We start from the raw sequence: 18,025 nt of genomic DNA on the forward strand, positions 1-18,025 counted from the left end.
GTCAGGCCGGGGCGGCCTGCTTCGCCAGCGCAGCGAGCGGGGAGCGACGGCCTTTCTTCACCGCGCACAGCTGCTCCCAGTCGATTGCGTCGACGGACGCCGTGGTGTAGAGCGCGACGTCGACCCGGGGAAGCCGTAGGCCTGAGGCCCCTCTGGCGCTAGTCGCCCAGGCGACGCCACGGACGCAGCCGTCCGAGCAGATAGCCGGCCGCGAGCGCGACGACCGCGGTGACGGCGACGTCTATCACGTCCATCGCATCCCGATCGCGGACAGCAGCTCCACCCGCTCCGGAGACAGCGTCGCGGCTCGGCTGCGCTGATTCCCGATCCATGCACCAAGGCGAAGCTCCCGAACCTCCTGGTCCTCGCCGCTGCCGCCACTCCCATCGCCGCCGACGGCGATCCACTCGACGTGCTTCCTCGGCACCCGAAGGTGCCCCTCGCGCTCGAAGAACTGCTTGGCGGCCTCGTAGTTCATCGCCCACTTATCGGCCTGCGTACGGCGCGGGGGCGGCTTCTCGTCCTCGGCCGCGGGCTCGATCCCAAGGACCTGCTCACACATCCACTGCTGCACGGTGCTGAGCTTGTCCCACTCGAGCCGGACCGAGCGCACCCACCGTCCGAGGTCCTCGCCCTGGTGCACGACCTCGCCGGGCTCGGTCGGCAGTTCGCCGCCGGCCTCCAGGTGCAGCCGGACGAGGTGGAAGCAGCGCTGCCACTCCACCGGCCAGGCCGGGCACCAGGAGGGGTCGATGTCCTCCAGCTGCTCGCGCCGCTCGTCCGACAGCGCCCCGGCCGCCGACTCCACCGGCAGGCCCTCGGCACGCCGCTGCTCGATCTCCTGCGCCTTCCGAGCGGCAGCCCGCGCGTTCTTCAACCAGATGCCCACCCGATAGCCCTGGTAGGTGGCGTCCAGCGGCGCCAGGAGGTGGCCCGCCTCAGCCGCCCACCCGCGCGCCGCCGCGAGACCTTCCTCCCACGCGACGTCGAAGTGGCTCCAGACCATGCCCAGCTTCTCCAGCTGCTCGACGCGGTCCTCGTCCATGTCCCCGCGGGCGTAGAACCGCCTGGCGTCGGCGATCCATTGCCCCAGCGGGAAATCGGCGAGCGCGGCTGGCCACCCCTCGCCTTCGGCCTCTGGGTCATCGCGGCCGGGCACCCGGAACGTGAACGGCACCTTCAAATCACCGTGCTCGCGGACGTAGATGACGGCCGCCTCCACCCCGCGCCTCCAGTGCTCGTGCTCCGGGTTGAGAACCCGCAGGTTGATGAACGCCGCCAGCTGCGCCGGATCCCGCGGCGTGGAGAACTTCAGCAGCTGGCGAGCGGACGTCGACGGCCCGCCGGACCCGTTGCCCTCGCCCCGGCTCTCCTGGCCCCCGCTGCGGCTCTGAACGCCCCTGACACGACTCTGCGCCTGCTGCTCGGCGAGCTGCTCCACCACCCGGGCATCGTGCGCCCTGAGCGCCTCAAGGAGCTTCGCGAGCCCGCCGAACGCCCTGGAGGTGAGCATGTTGTCCGCCGTCTCGCCCTGCCCCAGCAGAACCGGTACGACCAGGCTGGCCACCTTCCCCTCGCCCGGCTGCATGCGCAGCGCCCGGCCGACGGCCTGGACGAGATCCGGCATCGAGCCGCGCACGTCGGCCCAGTAGACGGAGTCGCAGTTCTTGGTGTCGATTATCTAGGGGTGGTGGGGGAGTTGGGTGTGTTTGTTGTTGACCTGACCTGCTGATATTCCGCTGCCCGGGTGACTCGTGAAGCCCTCCAGCAGGTCTCGATCTTCGTGCGAGACGGACTGGTCGGCGTTGTAACCGGGCCCTCAAATCGCCGCCTTGCCAGAAGCAAGGGTTGCTAGTAGGTTGCTCGGGATTATCTCTTGACACGAGCAAGGTTTGGGGGTGGTATCGACATGGCAAATCGGATGGACGTGCTTCTCGCGGCGCTGGACCGTCAGGGATTCAAGAGCTGGCAGAGCCTGGAGGGATCTTGGTTCTTCTCCCGGGACGGCAACGTGACCACGATCGATCACGAGCCGGGCAACACGGGTGAGTGGCTCGATCTGATCTCGACGCTGCGAGATATGGGCCTGGTCCTCCCGGACGAGGACTAGCCAGGTATGGAAGGGGGCCAGAAGGCCTGGCCCCCTGTACCTGTCCATCCGCGCACACCGCAGAACGAAACAGATGGAAGGAGAGGAGAGAAGCATGGAACAGGAATGGCGGGCGTCTGCGACTGCGGATGCTGTTCGCGCCCTTCGGGATGAGCAGTTCGAAGAGATGCACCGGCACTTTGCTGGTGTCATCAGGTATGAGGCTGACAGCCGGCGTCTTTACATTCTGTGGCGTCTGAGGGCGTCCAGCTTGGTAGAGGCTGCGCAGAAGGCTCTTCATACAGTGGCTGAGGGACTTGAGGCTGCGCTGGGCCACAAGCCTCAGCTGATCGACCTGCGTGTGGTTACCGCTGAGCAGGCAGCTGCGGAGCGTGACTACCCCAAGGAACAGAAGCTCATGGGGTACAGGGAAGCGGCTGAGGAACTGGGTGTTTCCCGTCAGCGGGTGGCTCAGTTGGACGGTAACCATCCTGACTTCCCGCGGCCGATTGGCCGCACTGGTGCTGGCCCGGTCTTCACTGCTGAGTCCATCCGGTCTTTTGGCGCCAGGTGGGACCGGAGTCCGGGGCGGAGGAAGAGCGCTTAGGCAACTGCGTTTGAGTGAGTAGTCCCCACTGGCTGCTGGCCTTCAGCAGCCAGCGGGGCCTGCTTCTCGCAGTGTCTGCCTTCGTGTATATGGCAGCGGGCCTGGTCACGAGGCCGTTGCAGCCCCTTGGGTTGTGCCGGCGTCGTGGTAGGGATCCGCTATCGCGTTGCAAGCCGCCGTATGGGGTTTGCTCGCTGCCTTGGTTGCCAGCTTCCTTGCTGTGCCTGTCGGTTGGGAGAGGGCGAGTCTGCAGGAGAGTGTCCGCGTGCAGTGCCGCCCCAGGCAGTGTCTATAGGCGGTCTTGCTTGGTTTGGAGTGCTTATCTCGCCGGGTGTGTAGAGGGCTACTCGACTGCGAAGGGTGTGCCGTCGAGTGTGGTGAGCGTTGGTGTAGTTCCCAGCGTGGTGAGGAGCACGACCTGTGGGGTGTTTTTGCCTGCGCGGAGGTCTCCGTGTATTTGCTCCTTGACGGCCGCGAGCATGGTCTCCTTCCAGGCGGGGGCGGCTGTTGCCAGCACCAGATGCGTAGCCGCCAACTGGCGGCTGCCGTCCAGGAGTTTGTTGAACTCTCTCTTGGTGGCTCTTGCGTTTGCTGCCAGAGCGTTGCGTTTCTTGGCCTCACCGACGTACAAGGCGTCGAGGGTGGCCACGGCGAAGTGGAACTCGACATAAGCCTCACCCTGGGCTACCAGCTCGAATTCGTCGGTGACGAGGGCCGAGCGTGCAGGGGCCTGCGAGCGCAGGTGGCGTGTAGCGAGCAGCGGATAGTTGCCGTCGTTCGTCAGTAGCTCCGCTACAGCGGGATGCAACTCGTAGTACCACTGAGGCTCTTCGAGAGGAAGCTTCCAGCGCTGTTGCTCAAGCACGTTGCTGCTGCCGCAGCGTCTGCAGGCGTAGTGCTGACGGATCTCGTCCAGAGGGTAGAACTCGTAGATAGGGCACGATGCGCAGCCGAGCACGAGACCACGGCGCAGTACGCCTTGCGCTGTCCAGGCATCGACCTGAGCACGTCGATCCTCCAGGGACCATGCGGGAGCCTGGCAGGCAGCGATGCCTGTCCAGGAAAGGACTGCCCCGGTCTTCAGCTCCCACCAGCCGTGCTCTGGCAGGGTTTCCCGCTCGGGGCCCGGAAGCCAATGGCGAAGCAGCTCCCAGCGCTCGGTTGCCGCCATGTCCTCCAGTTCCGTGCGCGAGCCCAGCAGCCTCCGGGCAACTCGGGCGCGTTTACCGGCAGGGCTCGGCTGGACCAGGTGCGGTTCTGCGGCTGTCGACAGGATCGCGGTGAGCGAGGGCCAGGACAGCCGCGGGCCTGCGAGACTGCCGGCGAGCGAAGCGCCGGCGGGTACGAAGTCCCACCGGTGCGACCAGTACGTAATGCCGCCGTCGGCTGTGCGGACGAACGTCTCATATTCGTTCTGCTTCGGTGCCAGCAGGGCCTTGGCGAAGAGGCAGCGGTGGGGCGGCAGAGGATGCGGCGCCGTGAGGCAGACCTGCCAGCGGTGGCGTGCCGAGTTCAGCCCTGCGGGCACCTCAGGCTGCATCCTCAGGGATGCGGTCAGTGAGCCATCCTGTGACTCTTCCACCGGAATAGGCTTGGGCTGGTCCCACGCACTGCTGAGAACGACGAGTGACCGTCCCGGCGTCGACAAGTCTGCCGGGGCAGTGATTTCGTAGGGGCGGTGCTCTTCCGCCGGATCATTCATCACCCAGCCACGGCTGTCCCAGCAGGCGTCCATCCGCGCCCGCAGAGCATCAGGTGCCAACGAGGCGCTGGTCACCCTGACACTGTCCTGTAGATGGCCGCCGAGGCGTTGCTGCACTGCAGACACCTGATGCCAGTGCAGCTCGTCCCAGGGCAGCCAGACGGTGCTCCCGTGCACTTGGTGGCTGAGTTGCGCGAGAGCGAAATCTTCCGGCTGGTCGCCCAGAACGATGACGGGCGTCTCCTGGTATCGGCCTCTGCTGATCCGGATGCACAAGCCGGTAGCCGGATTTAGCAAAGGCGTGACGCTCTCGGGAAGGTCGGGACGCAGGAGGGCCTTCTCGCCAGCCACAGTGGCCCTGCGCCATTCGGCTTCGCTGTGAGCAGCGCTGTCCTCGCTGGGTTCTCCCCCCACTTGCTCTACACCGACCTGTATGGCGAAGGACAGGGCAGCAGGGGAACCGACCTGTAGGAGCGGAACGCCCCAACTGGGTTGGTCCGTCACAGCAGAGAGCGATGTCAGCAGTGATTGTGCCGCATCGTCCGAGATTGAAGCGCATTGAACGTGGTTCTCGCGGTCAATCCTGTTAACTCCGTACCGGCTGCGCAGCCGGGCAACGGCTTCTTTGACCTGTGCGTCATCGAGGGTTGGCCAGTAGTGGGTGCGGAGTTCTTCAACGCCGTGAGCATGGGAGCTGGCATCAATGCCTTGCCTGGCCAGAACTCGTTCGATGGCCCCTGGGAAGAGGGCGTCAATAGTGGCGCCCGTGGGCTGGTACGCGACGATGTGATCAGGCTGGAGTTTGTCCAGGACAGCCCTGAGTGCAGGATGCCCGACGGTGCCGACGGGCAGTGTCGTGCTGGCACAGCCACCCCAGACTTGGCTGAGTGCACCGAGTGCAGCAGCTGAACAGCGGATCCAGTCGGTGTCCTGAGGCGCGATGACGAGCAGCCTCGGCGGGCGGACGAACGAGTGAAGATCGAGAAAAGCGCTAGTCAAGGCTGCTCCGTGCCCTACCCAAAGGGTTCATGACCTCTCCTGCCTCCGGCTCTTCTCTCTCTTGCGCTTGCAGATCGATTATCTATAGGTGGGGAGTGCGAGGGACCTTTGCTCTGCTTGCCCCAGCAGGCGGTAGTGGCTCCCATTGTCGACGCTGTGCAATTAGCTTTCAGTAGTGCGGTTGTTGAGACGTCGAATGGTGTCTGCGGCTGTACCGCCGAGGCCAGGGTGGTCGCGGTAGAGGGCGAGCAGTTGGAGGGAGGAATGATCTCCTACGCGAGCGAGTAGGCGCAGTACGGTGGCGGTGCGGTCGTCGGGCTGGGGGTGCGGGAAGAGCGAGGTGAGATGCTCCGGGGCGCTCAGACCATGGTGCAGAACGGTGCGGATGTGGCCGGGGAAGGAATCGACGATGAGGCCGAGCGCACTCGTACGGATGTCTTGGGCGAACATGGCAACAGACTGAAACTGCTGGAGCGGGTCAACGGCGGCGTCCAGGAGAGAGGTGGTGAGCTGCTCCCACAGCGGTATGCAGCGTGCGTATCGGTCATCTGAGTTGAGGTTCGGGCGGTGAAGCCAGAACAAGATCTGCCCGTAGCAGCGCCATGCTTCTGCGTCGGCGCCTTTGCGGCTGCCCAGCATCGGGGGAGGGATCTCCAGGTGTGCGGCGCAGCCTTCGATGCCGAGCAAGTGGCAACTGATCGCATTCTGGCGGAATGGATCGGGCACGTTCATATGTGACGCCCAGTAGCGGAAAGCTGGCAGTGCGGCCGGGTCCTTCGCGCGTATGAGCTCCTTGAGGACAACGTCTGTGAACAGGCTGGCGTCCCCTTCCCGCACTGCGAGGATAAGCAGCGTGCGGCGTGCGGCCGGCTCAAGAGCATCGATTGCCTCGATAAACGGCGCAGAGATCACTTCCTCGAACTGGCTCTCCACGATTCTTTGAGCACGGGAATGGGCGTTGGGCTGCTTGGGACTGGCAAGGAGAGAAGAGATCTCCGCGGTGATGTCGTCAACGACGTAGGGCGAAGTGAGCTGACCGTAGACGTGTAAGGCGTCGACGAGCATCGTGGAAACCCACACGCTGTCCGTGTGCACGTCGTTCAGCAGCTCGATGACTCGGGTCTCGGTGACCTCGTCCACGGTGGTGCGGATGGAGGTGAGCAGGTCGAGGCCTGCGAACCGCAGTTGGCTGGCCTTGGTGGCCCACGCGTGGCTGAACAGCGCTGGCGCCAGTGCAGCTACTTCGCTGTCGTCTGTCCAGCGCAGGAGGAGGCACAGCAGCATGGCCAGCCCGATGTCGTCGGCCTCCAGCGAAGCGGCCCATCTCTGGAGATCGGCTGCTCCTGCCGACTGATGCCGGTTGTGCCCTCGCCTCGGCCACGCCAGCCGGAGCGCATGCGTGATCACCGCCGCAGGCAGCCGTGTACCGCCCTTCGACGCGATTGGCCCGTTCAAAGCCTCAGCAATCAGCCCAGCTACGCGAGAGCGCGATGGGATCCATCCCGTGCCGCGTCGGAAGGCCTGGTCATTCTCGCGCATGAGCTGGGCCAGCGCCCCCAACAGCCGCCCGTCGCGGGCGGTGGTGCCGAGGGCCGTGAACACCGCCTGCTCGTACTCGCTCCAGCAGCGGCTCGGCTCAATGGCGTACCTGAAGTCGGAAGTGCATTCGACCCTGCTGGCGGCCATTGCCTCGACTGCCTCTTCCAGGCAGCGCTGGGCCTCTGCCAATGCGACGCCGTCGGCCACCGGTCCCAATCGCCCGCACAGCGCTTCGATGAGCACCTCTGTGTCGGGCAGTGCCTGCAGCAGGCTGCGTACTTCGTCCGGGTCGCTGAGCAGTGCAACGGCCCAGACTGCCAGCTCGCGGCGATGCGGTCGCCGCAGCTCACCGGCCAGCTCCATAGCGCTCTCACGGGACCACATCAGGGCTTCGGCGGCGAGCAGCTGGGCGTACCACTCATGCCGGAACTCGACCCGCCGATGGCGAACCTGCACCACAGGCGATCTCAACGCCTCGTCCACCACGCCCACCGCGCCACCGAGCGCAACCAGTACCTGGGCGGCGCTGCGCTGGGCTTCTGCCAGCGGCAACCATCCCGCCAGCCGCTCGTCCATCAGCATCGCCCAGCGGTGCAGCACCTGCCGCAGAGCCGTCGGCTGCGACGCCCGCTGCAGCTGTTCACCCAGGTAGGCGTCCAAGAGGGCAGCGCGTCCCGCGCCTATCGGTAGGCGCCGTGTCAGCTGCGCTGCCATCGACAGCTCGAAGGCGGTTTCGAACGCTTTGCACTCTTCCTCGACGACTTCTTCCTGTTGAGGACCTACCCCGTAGCACCGCAATAGCGCCGCGCGCTGCTGTGAGGTTGGATCGACCGTCCTCAGCTGTGCACCGCCGATCACTGCGGGCACGTTGACGAACTCGTGGCTGGTGGACACCAAAGTGGCCTCGGCGCGGCGACACCACGAACTGAGCTGCAGCATCAGCCGATCCTGAAACCGGCTGGGACATTCGTTGATCGCATCCACGAGCAAGACGACCGGAAGCCCCTCCAACCGAGCGGCCCCCACCAGGCGGTCCGCGGATTGCGAGGTGAACGGGGCCACGCTCTCGTCGAGGCTGTCCTCCAGCCGTCCTTCGTATACGCCCGCTCGCAGCAGGATGGGCAGCCAGCCGACCTGCGCCAACCCCAGGGCGGTGTGAGCCAGGGTATGGCTCTTGCCCGTGCCCGAGCTGCCGACCACCTGGACGTGACGCCCGGGCCGCAGCCAGGCTGCCAACTCCGTTGACAGCACACCTTCTGCCCCGTTTTGCTCTTCCAGCGTCAGCCCAACCAGGCCATGTAACCCCTCGCTCAGGTACGAACCGAAGTGGGCTAGGTAATCCTCCAGCGCCTGCCCCTTGGACACGTCGCGGATGTCGGCCTGCATCTCCCGGTCGAGCATGGGACGGCAGAAGACTCGCATCGTGTCCTCGCCGAAGAACCGTCGTACCAGGTCCGGCAGCACAAACAGCATGTCGGACAACTGCTGCCGGCCCCACAGGTCAACGACCAGATCCTGGTGCTGTTCGCGTAGCTGCGTCAGCTCCAGGTCGACCTTTGTGTCGCGAACGTCCGCCGTGGTGACGATCACCAGACGGTGAGCATCGAAGGGTCGGCTTCCATCGGCATATGCAGCCACTGCCTTGCGGAGATCGGCAGCGGTGAACTTCTCGTACCTCTTGGCCTGATACACCGCAGGTGGCTGGGAGGTGAAGAAGGCGACCACGTCGACCCCGTCCTGGGCCTGGCCACCACGCCCGAAAGGTCGGGACTCCAGAGCATGGTCGGCCTGGACCGCCAATGCCACCACGAGATGCTCCAGAGCCTCCCAAGACAGCTCATGCGTACGAAGCAGCAAAGGCGCCGTGACCGTCAAGGGCGGCTGCCCCGGCACTTCCCTAGCCTGCTCCCCGCCGCCCTGGCCTGCGCTGCTCATGCGTCGTCTTTGCTGCCGTTGTCCTCGTCGGCGTCATAATCGGCGAGCGCGGTCATGGCTTCCCACATGGCCTCATCGTCGTAATCCGGCACCACCAGGTCAGGTGTCAGGTCGTTGCTGTCGGGGTCCAGGTTCTCGGACTGGGCCAGCACCTCGACCAGGAACCGTCGCGCGGCCTTCAGCAGGCCGGGATCATCCAGCCACAGCCCGAACTCCAAGCTGCGGCGGGAGCTCCCCGTGCCGTTGGCGCTGCCTAGCCACAGTCGGTGCGGCGTGAAGCCGGTGACATCTGCCACGCCTCCCAGAGCGTCCTCGTCATGCCACCACAGCTCACCTAGCAACAGCATCTTGGTGTGGAGTATCGGGACGAGATGGTTTCCGGCCTTGCGATAGCCCAGGGTGCGTAGTGCCGGGAGCCGGACGCGTTCCTGCGGCGAGCCAGGGCCCAGCACTGGTGCCTTGCCGTCCTGGTGGAAGCGCAGCTCCTCCAGTTCGGAGAAAGCCCAGGTTGGGAGGCCAGCCGCGTCTTTCACAGCCTCGGCGACCTTCCGCAACCGCTCTGCGTGGTACTTGCCCCGTGGCTGCTTGCTCACCACCACGCACGCGGCGGGGAACTCGGCGATGCGCTGCAGCAGCTCGGCATCGTCCACCCACAAAAAGGCCCCGAGCATCGCAGGCCCCAGGCTTCTCGACCGCCGCTGCTGTTCCAGATCACGCCGGAACTCGTCAATCCCCTCGATGAGACCTGCCAGCACGTTCGTCCCGAACTGGACAGGACGCTTCCCGTCCTCCAGGACTGCCTGCACGTCGAACTGCTTGGAAAACGACGGATCCATTTGCCCCCCTGCTGTCGCCAGCATTATGACGCGACACCACAGATTGCCGGGTGCTGAGCGGCAGCGGGGAGCGTGGTGGCCCCTGGTCCCTTCAGTCCACGCCGACCTGCCCTGGCCGCGCCGACGCGTACCTGACCGGCGCCAAGACGTCGGCTGCAGGGGCGCCGATTATCCATAGGTGCACGGACTTGCGTGGTGTGTTCGGTGTGGTTCCCACCTGGTCGTGTGGTCTGTTTCGGGAAGCGGTGCTGGCTGGGGGTGGGGTTGGTTGTGTTTGGTGGGTGGAGCAGAGCTTTGTGGCTGAGCGTTCGATATCTCCGTCGACGGGTGTGGAGCGGTGGGTGGTGGCCGACACACGCACCTACGACCTGCATGTCGAGGCGTGTGCGTTTTTAGCCGGGTTGCGCAGCAAGGGCCGCTCACCGAACACGGAACGGGTCTACGCGGGCCGTCTCGCCCTCTATCTGAACTACTGCGCCGAGCGCCGTATCGAGTGGTCACGTCCGAGTTTCATGGCTCTGTCCGGGCTGCAGCAGTGGCTGGTCACCTCGCCGCTGCCGGCCCGCAGCCGCCGCTCCCCGGCAACGGCTGCGCCCCGCTACCGTTCGCAGGGCACGGCGAACGCGGTGATGACGGCGGTTGCGGACTTCTTACGCTTCGGCGCACTGCACGGCTGGGTCCCCGCGCAGACGGCCGGCTTGCTGTCGGAGCCGAAGTTCCTGCGGTTCTTGCCGGCCGGTTACGACGCCGGCGAGCGCGGCCAGTGGCGCCAGGTTCAGGTATCGGCCTTCCGTTTCCAGGTCAGCGAACCCGGACACGAGGACCTGTCCCCGCAGCAGATCCGCCGCATGATCGCGGATACGCCCCGGGCGCGGGACCGTTTCCTCATCGCGCTGCTCGCCGCGACCGGCCTGCGGATCGGGGAGGCCCTGGGCCTGCGCCAGGAAGATCTGCATTTCCTGGCCTCGTCACGTTCCCTTGGCTGCCCCGTGGAGGGCCCGCATCTTCATGTGCGCCGCCGCACCGACAACCCGAATGGGGCCCTGGCCAAGTCCAGACACTCCCGCTGCCTCCCCGTCACCCCCGACATCGTCTCCCTCTACACCGACTACCAGCACGAACGGAACCCGGTGGCCCAGGCGGCCGACACAGGCATGGTGTTTGTGAACCTCTTCCGCCCGCCGCTGGGCCGTGCCATGACCTACCCGAACGCCAAGAACGTCTTCGACCGTCTGGCCCGCCGCGCCGGGCATCCGGCACGGCCGCACATGCTGCGCCACTCCGCGGCCACCCACTGGCTGCGCGAGGGAGTGGACCGGGACGTGGTCCAAAAGCTTCTGGGCCACGCCTCGCCGCTGTCCATGGACCGCTACCGCCACGTCGATGAGTCCGAGACCCGGGCGGCTGTCGACCGGGCCCAGTCATGGCGGGAGAACCAGTGAGCACCGCTACCGCGCCCGTGACCGCACTGGAGGCGCCGACGAGGGGCACGAAGAAGTCGTGGGAGAGGTGGCTGCGTGCCCACATCGATCCCGCGTGGCGGCCGGGGGAGTGGGACAGCGTCAGATGGCTGTTCACCGGAGACCTCGACAACCCGCGCACCTCGTCCTCCCGGTGCCGCACCCGCCGCTGCGACGTGATCGTGCGTGCTCAGGAGACGTTCTGTACGTACTGCTCAGACCAGCGCAGAAAGAGCGGCCTGCCGCGGGAAGAGTTCGCCGCTACCTTCACTCCCGCGCGCTCCAAATCCCTGCCTCTGGCGGTCGTAGGCCCGTGCACGCTCACCCGTGATGGCGCGCGGTGCGTACGGCCCCAGGTGTCGGGAGGCCTGTGCGCTGCCCACCACAACTCCCGCAAGTACCACAAGGCAAGGGGTACGTTCGAACGCTGGCTCCGTGAGCGCGCTATGCCCTTCGCTGACGTGCCCGTCTGCATGGTCACCGACTGTGTCGGCGCATCCATGAATTCCCGCGGGCTGTGCAATTATCATTGGCGTGCCTGGAGGGCAGACTGCCGTTCCAGTACCGCTCCCATGTCTGTTGCCCAGTGGGCGCCGGGGCAGCCGCTGTATCTGCTGGCGCACCAGTTCCATCTCGCCCCGTTGCCCGAGCTGCTGCGCTGTGAAGTGCTGTACGCCGTGCAGCAGATGGACCAGTGGGTACGGGCCCTGGAACCTCACTGGATCCGCGGCGTGATCAGCCACCTCACCACGGCCGACACCCTTCTGGACGCCACCAACGCGGCCCGGCTCACCAAGCCGCATCAGTCTGCCGTCCGCACATTGGAGAACCTGCAGTCCGCCGCCCGCGCCGGATACAGCGAGTTCTCCGGGATCACCCTCATCGACCAGGACGTTATCGATCTGCGCGTCCTCGGGCTGCGCCACAGCGCCTCCGGCAAGCGCCGGCATCTGCCCGGCCGTGTCGATCTCCGCACAGTCCGCCAGTCCTGGCTGCGCCAGGCGCTGCGTCATTGGGTGACCACCGCCCGACCCACCACGGAAGACTTCAAGCGCACGTTCCACGCGACGACCATCGCCTCCACGGCTCTCGCCCAGCGTGCCGACGCCGGCGACGATCCCGCCGCCCTCACGTTCGCCGATGCCACCTTGGCCGTCGACGCTTTCCGTGCCGCACGCAAACGAGACGGTACCCCCTACTCCTCCTCCTTCCGACGCAGCCTGCTGGGGATGTTCTTCCAGCTCATCGCCTACGGCCGTCGCTGCGGCACCCTCGATGACCTGGCCGGCACCTTCACCCGCGTGCCCGTCGAGCACGTCATCTCCGTGGAAGAACCCAATGAGGACTTCATCGGCAAGGCCATCCCCGAGTCCGTCATCCGGCAACTGGACGCCCACCTCGACACCCTGGGCACCGGAAACACCTACGGCTGCCGCGACATCGCCCCAGACGCCCGGCAGCTGCTGTACCGCACGATGTACACCGTCCTGCGCGACACCGGGCGCCGCCCGCTCGAGATCGTCTCCCTGGCCCGTGACTGCCTGGAAACCCACAATGGCCAGCCCACCTTGATCTGGGACAACCACAAGAGGAAACGCCACCGCCGGCGTCTGCCGATCACAACCTCCACTGCCGACGCCATCCGAACTTGGCAAGCCTGCCGTGACCAGCTGCACCTCCCCGCCAAAGGAGACCGATACCTCTTTCCATCCCTCACCCCCCTGAGCGACGCCCCCCACATCTCCAGCAACTACCTCAGCGACGCCCTCAGGCTCTGGGCAGACGCCCTGCCCCCGCTTCACGCCGAGGGCACCGACTCAAGAGGACAACGCCTGCTCTTCGACCGGTCTCTGATCTACCCCTACGCCTTCCGCCACTCCTACGCACAGCGCCACGCAGACGCCGGCACCCCCGTCGATGTGCTGCGCGAGCTGATGGACCACAAATCCATCGCCATGACGCAGCGCTACTACACCGTCTCCCTCAAGCGGAAGAGCGAAGCCGTGGCCAAACTCAGTGCACATGTCCTCGACCAACACGGCCATCCCAGCCCCAGCTCGAGCACTGCCTACGAGATGCGCTCCGTCGCCGTTCCCTACGGCGGCTGCACCGAGCCGTCAAACGTCAAAGCCGGAGGCCAGGCCTGTCCCATCCGCTTCCAGTGCGCCGGCTGCGGCTTCTACCGCCCCGACCCCTCCTACCTGCCCGCCATCGAACAGCACATCAACGAACTACGAGCAGACCGCGAAACCGCACTCGCCATTGGCGCAGCCGAGTTCATCACCACCGCCCTCACCGCACAAATCACCGCCTACCAGCGCGTCATCGACCGCATGAACACACACCTGGCATCCCTCCCCGCTTCCGAACGCGCCCAGATCGAAGAAGCCAGCACCGTGCTGCGAAAAGCACGAGCAGGCGACAACCACACCCTCCTGCCCCTCACCACCGCCCGGCCGAAAGACCCGCGATGAACCCCCGCGGCAACTCCGCCCCCCTCGCCGAAGCCAGACGCCGTCACAGCCTCGACAAGCGAGCCCGTGTCCTCACCGTCCTCGCCACACTCGAGAAACAGGGAAAGCCGCTCACCTTCGCCGCAGTCGCCCGCGCCGCCCGAGTCTCCACCTGGCTCACCTACGCCTCCGGCGTACGTGAGCACATCGAGGCAGCCCAACTACGCCAAGCCCACAGCCCCCCACCATCTGCTGCCACGGCAAGCCCGCCCTCCGCGCTCAGCCTGCGCACCGAACTCGAAATCGCCCGGCAAGAAATCAAGGACCTCCGCGACGAGCGCGACCGGCTCCAGGCAGCCCTGCGTCACCAACTCGGCTATCAGCTCGATGCCATCCACGCCGCTGACGCAGCGACCAGAGCAGACGAACTGACCGCCCGGAATCAGGACCTCACCCGCCAGCTCCAGGAGGCCTCCGCAGAGAACGTCACATGCCGCGCCCGCATCACCGCCCTCGAAGACGACCTGACCGCCGCCCGCACCAGCCTCCGCAGGATGATCCGTGACGAAAACCTTCGGTGAGCGATCACGGCAGCACCGCTGACCCAGGACGGAATCATGTCCAGCGCATGCCGATGTGGGAGAGCTGCTCGATGCGCTCGGGGGAGAGTGTCGTGGCCCTGCTGCGCTGGTTGCCGACCCACGCCCCGAGCCGGAGCTCCCGCTCCTCCTGGTCCTCGCCGTCCCCATCGCCGACGACGATCGTCTCGATGTGTTTTCTGGGCACCTTCAGGTGTCCTTCGCGCTGGTAGTACTGGCGGGCGGCGGCGTAATTCATGGCCCATTTGTCGGCTTGGCGGGTCCGCGGTTTGGGTTTCTCGTGCTCGGTGGCGGGTTGGATGCCGAGGATGTGTTCGCACATCCACTGCTGCACGGTCGTCAGCTTGTCCCAGCCCAGCCGGACCGAGCGCACCCATCGCCCAAGGTCTTCGCCCTGGTGTACGCACTCGCCCGGCAACATGGGCAGCGTGCCGCCGGCTTCTAGGTGCTGTCGGGTGAGGTGGAAGGCGCGTTGCCATTCCACGGGCCAGGTGGGGCACCAGGACGGGTCGATGTCCTCGAGCTGCTCGCGTCGTTCCTCCGACAGTGCGCCAGCCGACGACGGAACGGGCAGGCCCTCGGCACGCCGCTGCTCGATCTCCGTAGCCCTCCGGGCGGCGGCGCGCGCGTTCTTCAGCCAGATGCCCACCCGGTACCCCTGGAACGTGGCGTCCAGCGGGGCCAGGAGGTGGCCCGCCTCGGCTGCCCACCCGCGTGCCGCTGCGAGTCCTTCTTCCCATGCGACGTCGAAGTGCGACCACACCATGCCCAGCTTCTCCAGCTGTGCGATGCGGTCGACGTCCATGTCCCTGCGGGCGTAGAAGCGCCGGTTGTCGGCGATCCACTGCCCAAGTGGAAATCCGGCGAGCGAGGCTGGCCACCCCTCGGGTTCCGCCTCCTGGTTCCCGCGCTCGGGGACGCGGTAGGTGAACGGCACTTTCAGGTCGCCGTGGAGCCGGTTGTAGATGATGGCGGCTTCAATGCCGCGCCGCCAGTGCTGGTGTTCGGGGTTGAGAACCCGCAGGTTGATGAACGCCGCCAGCTGCGTAGGGTCACGCGGCGTGCTGAACTTCAGCAGCTCCCGGGCCGGCACCGACAGCCGGTCGCTTCGGTCGCTCTCGGCTTCCTCACCTTCCACCCCGCTGCGGCTCTGAACACCCGTGACACGGCTCTGCGCCTGCGGCTCGGCCAATGCCTCCACGATGCGGGTGTCGTGTGCTCTGAGCGCTTCCAAAAGCCTGGCCAGTCCGCCGTACGCCCGGCTGGTGAGCATGTTGTCGGCGCTCTCTCCGGGCCCGAGCAGGACGGGCACGACGAGGGAGGCGGTCTTGCCTTCGCCGGGTTGCATGCGCAGGGCGCGGCCGACGGCCTGGACGAGGTCGGGCATGGAGCCGCGTACGTCGGCGAAGTACACGGAGTCACAGTGGGATGTATCGACGCCTTCGCCGAGCACGCGAACGGACCCGAGGAACGTCTTCTCCACCACGGTGCCGTCAGCGGCGATTCCTCTGGAGAACTCGTCCAGGATGCGGCGCCGGTGGAGCGGCTTGTGCTCGCCGCACAGCCAGTTGGCCCAGATGGTCCTTGGGTACAGCTTGGGGTCGGTGGCGTGCAGCCGCTTGGCGACGTCGCCAAGGCCGGCCGCGAAAGCCTCGGCCTCCTTCACGACGTGGTGGAAGACCAGCGTGCGGCGGAAGCCTTCTTCGGCCGATGCCTTCACCAGGGCGGTCTGCAGGGCGGCGAGCCGGGCCCCGCGGACCTGCTCGGACCGTGCGTCCTCACCGAGCAGCTGGGCGGCCTGGAGTTGGGTGTCGGTGATGTCCGCGCACACCACCTGGTAGGGGGCACAGATCCCGCGGTCGATGGCCTCCGACAGCGTCAACGTGAACGCCCTGCTGCCGAACGGCCCATCCGGGTCGTCTTCCATCGAGGCCACCAGCTCGCCCGGCGCGCCCTGCTCGGAGTCCTCGTCCAGCTGCCACAGCCGGGGTGTGGCGGTCATGTAGAGGCGTCGCAGGGCGGGGATGCGGGTGTTGTCGTGGACGACCGCCCACGGCTTCCCGATCCGGCCCGAAACCCGGTGTGCCTCGTCCACGACGATCAGCGACCATCCCGGAAGGCCGGCGGCGTGCGCGCGTTCCAGCGTGCCGAGCCCGAGCGAGGCGTAGGTGGCGAACACGGTGACCTTGTCGAGCGGTCGCACCCAGTCGACCAGCTCGCCCACGTCCGTGGTGTTAGGGAAGGAAGCCTCCCCACCGCGCAGGGACGAGACCCCGATCATCGGGCCTGTGCGGCCCCCCTCGCGCCACGCGGCCTCGGTCTGGGCGAGCAGGTCCAGCGAGGGCACGAGGACGAGCACCCGACCCGCGTGTAGTTCCTCCGCACTGCGGACAGCGACGAGGCTCTTGCCCGATCCGGTCGCCATGATCACCTGAGTGCGGAGCCCCCGCTCGGGCACAGTAGATCTTGCAGGCAATTCGAGTGCCTGGAGTACCGCGTCCACGGCTTCCCGCTGGTGGGGACGGAGTTTCTTCATCACCAATCCGGTCTGCCTTCTCATGCAAGCTGGACGAAGGGCTGCACCCCGCATGACGCCAGAACGCCCCTGCAGGCCCCACAAGGCGGACCGAGGCCTCTGCGCCGAGATCCCGGATCTACATTCCTGATCCAGAACGGAAGATCACACGCAGAGAGCTCCTGATGCCTGTAGACATGGACCCATCTGATTCCAGAGTCTATCGCACTACAAAAACGAAGCATCTCTCCTCCGCAATCGTGCATCAACACTGGCGAATCAGCGCCGAGCAGATGGGTACTCCGTTCTTTTCATTGCCTGCCTACCTTGGAGCGTCATGACACAGAAGACTGAAGGCGAGATGGGTAACCGGTTCTGCAAAGCATGCGGTACGCCGGCCGAAGACGGGAGGCTGTGCAAGGGCTGCGGCACCATTTTGGACCTTCCTGACGAGGCGGGTCTGGTGGAAGACCAAGGTGCGGGAGTGCGACGTGATTTCGAGGGACGGACCGGGGCGCGAGACCAAGGGTGACCCCGGACCAGCCGGTACGCATGCCGTGCGCGCCCTCCTCCTGGCAGCTTCGCGGCCTCTTCTCGCCACCGGCTTCGGACAACGCGAAGCGCGAGCTGCGCCCCCGTCCATGTCTGTGGGGGCGGAGGCGGGGCATACGGGCTTCACCCCTACGAGAGGAGCGTGTTCATGCTCGGCATAGTCGCGGCAGTCTTGTTCTTCGTAGCGTTCTTGATCAATGCGGCCGACCTCAGCACGAATGATGTGTTCTCCTCGACAAACGTCATGCTGCTGGGTCTGATGGCGCTGGCACTACATGTGGCCGGAGTCGGTACTGGCTTGGCCCGGAGACGTTGACCTCCGGCCCTGCAGGCCTCGTGACAGTTCGTCATCAGTCCTGCAGGGCCGGTCCGAGCAAGGTTGCTGCCCCCTGCAGCCAGCCCGGCTCGCGCTAGCGGGCCGCAACAGCCCTGGAGGCGGAGCCGGAAGGACCGCCAGGCGGGGGAGCGCAGCGGACCCGCCGGCCCGGGCTGGAGCAAAGCGGAAGCCCGATAGCGGGACGAAGTCCCGCCGCTCCGGGAGCGCAGCGAACGAAGCGTCAACCAGACTGCGCAGCAGTCTGGTTGGAGGGATGCGCAGCATCCCTCCAACGCTCCCGCGGAGCGGGAGCGCAACCACCGCGCGCAGCGCGGTGGTTCGCTTGCATATCGCGCAGCGATATGGTACTGGCCGCCGGGCGGCGCCTGGGCCGGGCGGGGGCCGTCGGCGGGGCGGCCGGGG

At 66.4% G+C, this 18,025-nt stretch carries 11 protein-coding genes; 6 read left to right on the top strand and 5 right to left on the bottom strand.

The annotated features are described in order from the left end of the window. Positions 1 to 244: 244 nt before the first annotated feature. Complete coding sequence (locus ABT232_RS12975) at positions 245 to 1,639, bottom strand: helicase associated domain-containing protein (protein WP_450872098.1); 1,395 nt, start codon at positions 1,637 to 1,639, stop codon at positions 245 to 247. 270 nt (positions 1,640 to 1,909) lie between these two features. On the opposite strand from ABT232_RS12975, the gene ABT232_RS12980 reads away from it, so the two are divergent. After that, the gene (locus tag ABT232_RS12980; RefSeq protein WP_351839557.1) at positions 1,910 to 2,110 is read left to right on the top strand and encodes a hypothetical protein; all 201 of its coding nucleotides are present in this window, start codon (positions 1,910 to 1,912) and stop codon (positions 2,108 to 2,110) included. Between the two features lie 94 nt (positions 2,111 to 2,204). Then, positions 2,205 to 2,696: a hypothetical protein gene (locus ABT232_RS12985; RefSeq protein WP_351839559.1), complete on the top strand. Its 492-nt coding sequence runs from the start codon at positions 2,205 to 2,207 to the stop codon at positions 2,694 to 2,696. Positions 2,697 to 3,039: 343 nt separating this feature from the next. Here ABT232_RS12985 and ABT232_RS12990 read toward each other — a convergent pair whose 3' ends face one another. The 3 genes from ABT232_RS12990 to ABT232_RS13000 form a co-directional block, all read right to left on the bottom strand. Continuing rightward, entirely contained in the window at positions 3,040 to 5,397 is a 2,358-nt protein-coding gene (locus ABT232_RS12990; RefSeq protein WP_351839561.1) for a hypothetical protein, read from the bottom strand. A 162-nt stretch (positions 5,398 to 5,559) separates the two neighbouring features. Next, complete coding sequence (locus tag ABT232_RS12995) at positions 5,560 to 8,871, bottom strand: hypothetical protein (protein ID WP_351839563.1); 3,312 nt, start codon at positions 8,869 to 8,871, stop codon at positions 5,560 to 5,562. Next, positions 8,868 to 9,707 carry a hypothetical protein gene (locus ABT232_RS13000; RefSeq protein WP_351839565.1) on the bottom strand — a complete coding sequence of 280 codons (840 nt, stop codon included), beginning with the start codon at positions 9,705 to 9,707 and terminating at the stop codon, positions 8,868 to 8,870. Before ABT232_RS13000 ends, ABT232_RS12995 begins: the two co-directional genes overlap by 4 nt. Positions 9,708 to 10,051: 344 nt before the next feature. On the opposite strand from ABT232_RS13000, the gene ABT232_RS13005 reads away from it, so the two are divergent. From ABT232_RS13005 to ABT232_RS13015, 3 genes are all read left to right on the top strand, one after another. Further along, positions 10,052 to 11,149 carry a tyrosine-type recombinase/integrase gene (locus ABT232_RS13005; protein ID WP_351839567.1) on the top strand — a complete coding sequence of 366 codons (1,098 nt, stop codon included), beginning with the start codon at positions 10,052 to 10,054 and terminating at the stop codon, positions 11,147 to 11,149. Positions 11,150 to 11,739: 590 nt separating this feature from the next. Next, complete coding sequence (locus tag ABT232_RS13010; RefSeq protein ID WP_351839568.1) at positions 11,740 to 13,641, top strand: tyrosine-type recombinase/integrase; 1,902 nt, start codon at positions 11,740 to 11,742, stop codon at positions 13,639 to 13,641. Then, the gene (locus ABT232_RS13015; RefSeq protein ID WP_351839570.1) at positions 13,638 to 14,201 is read left to right on the top strand and encodes a hypothetical protein; all 564 of its coding nucleotides are present in this window, start codon (positions 13,638 to 13,640) and stop codon (positions 14,199 to 14,201) included. The genes ABT232_RS13010 and ABT232_RS13015 overlap by 4 nt, the downstream gene beginning before the upstream one ends. A 34-nt stretch (positions 14,202 to 14,235) precedes the next feature. On the opposite strand, the gene ABT232_RS13020 is transcribed toward ABT232_RS13015, so the two are convergent. Beyond that, complete coding sequence (locus ABT232_RS13020; protein ID WP_351839580.1) at positions 14,236 to 16,755, bottom strand: DEAD/DEAH box helicase; 2,520 nt, start codon at positions 16,753 to 16,755, stop codon at positions 14,236 to 14,238. A 679-nt stretch (positions 16,756 to 17,434) separates the two neighbouring features. Here ABT232_RS13020 and ABT232_RS13025 point away from each other — a divergent pair. After that, positions 17,435 to 17,602 (top strand): hypothetical protein, encoded by a 168-nt coding sequence (locus ABT232_RS13025; RefSeq protein ID WP_167551655.1) that lies wholly within the window; start codon positions 17,435 to 17,437, stop codon positions 17,600 to 17,602. Positions 17,603 to 18,025 lie beyond the last annotated feature (423 nt).

The sequence above is a fragment of the Streptomyces sp. NPDC001532 genome (assembly GCF_040298625.1).
Taxonomy (GTDB): Bacteria; Actinomycetota; Actinomycetes; order Streptomycetales; family Streptomycetaceae; genus Streptomyces.

What these genes read in the sequence shown, in the direction of transcription:
- ABT232_RS12980 (WP_351839557.1), top strand. Translation starts at nt 1,910, where the DNA reads ATGGCAAATCGGATGGACGTGCTTCTCGCGGCGCTGGACCGTCAGGGA.
- ABT232_RS12985 (WP_351839559.1), top strand. Translation starts at nt 2,205, where the DNA reads ATGGAACAGGAATGGCGGGCGTCTGCGACTGCGGATGCTGTTCGCGCC.
- ABT232_RS12995 (WP_351839563.1), bottom strand. Translation starts at nt 8,871, where the DNA reads ATGAGCAGCGCAGGCCAGGGCGGCGGGGAGCAGGCTAGGGAAGTGCCG.
- ABT232_RS13000 (WP_351839565.1), bottom strand. Translation starts at nt 9,707, where the DNA reads ATGGATCCGTCGTTTTCCAAGCAGTTCGACGTGCAGGCAGTCCTGGAG.
- ABT232_RS13010 (WP_351839568.1), top strand. Translation starts at nt 11,740, where the DNA reads ATGTCTGTTGCCCAGTGGGCGCCGGGGCAGCCGCTGTATCTGCTGGCG.
- ABT232_RS13015 (WP_351839570.1), top strand. Translation starts at nt 13,638, where the DNA reads ATGAACCCCCGCGGCAACTCCGCCCCCCTCGCCGAAGCCAGACGCCGT.
- ABT232_RS13020 (WP_351839580.1), bottom strand. Translation starts at nt 16,755, where the DNA reads ATGAAGAAACTCCGTCCCCACCAGCGGGAAGCCGTGGACGCGGTACTC.
- ABT232_RS13025 (WP_167551655.1), top strand. Translation starts at nt 17,435, where the DNA reads ATGCTCGGCATAGTCGCGGCAGTCTTGTTCTTCGTAGCGTTCTTGATC.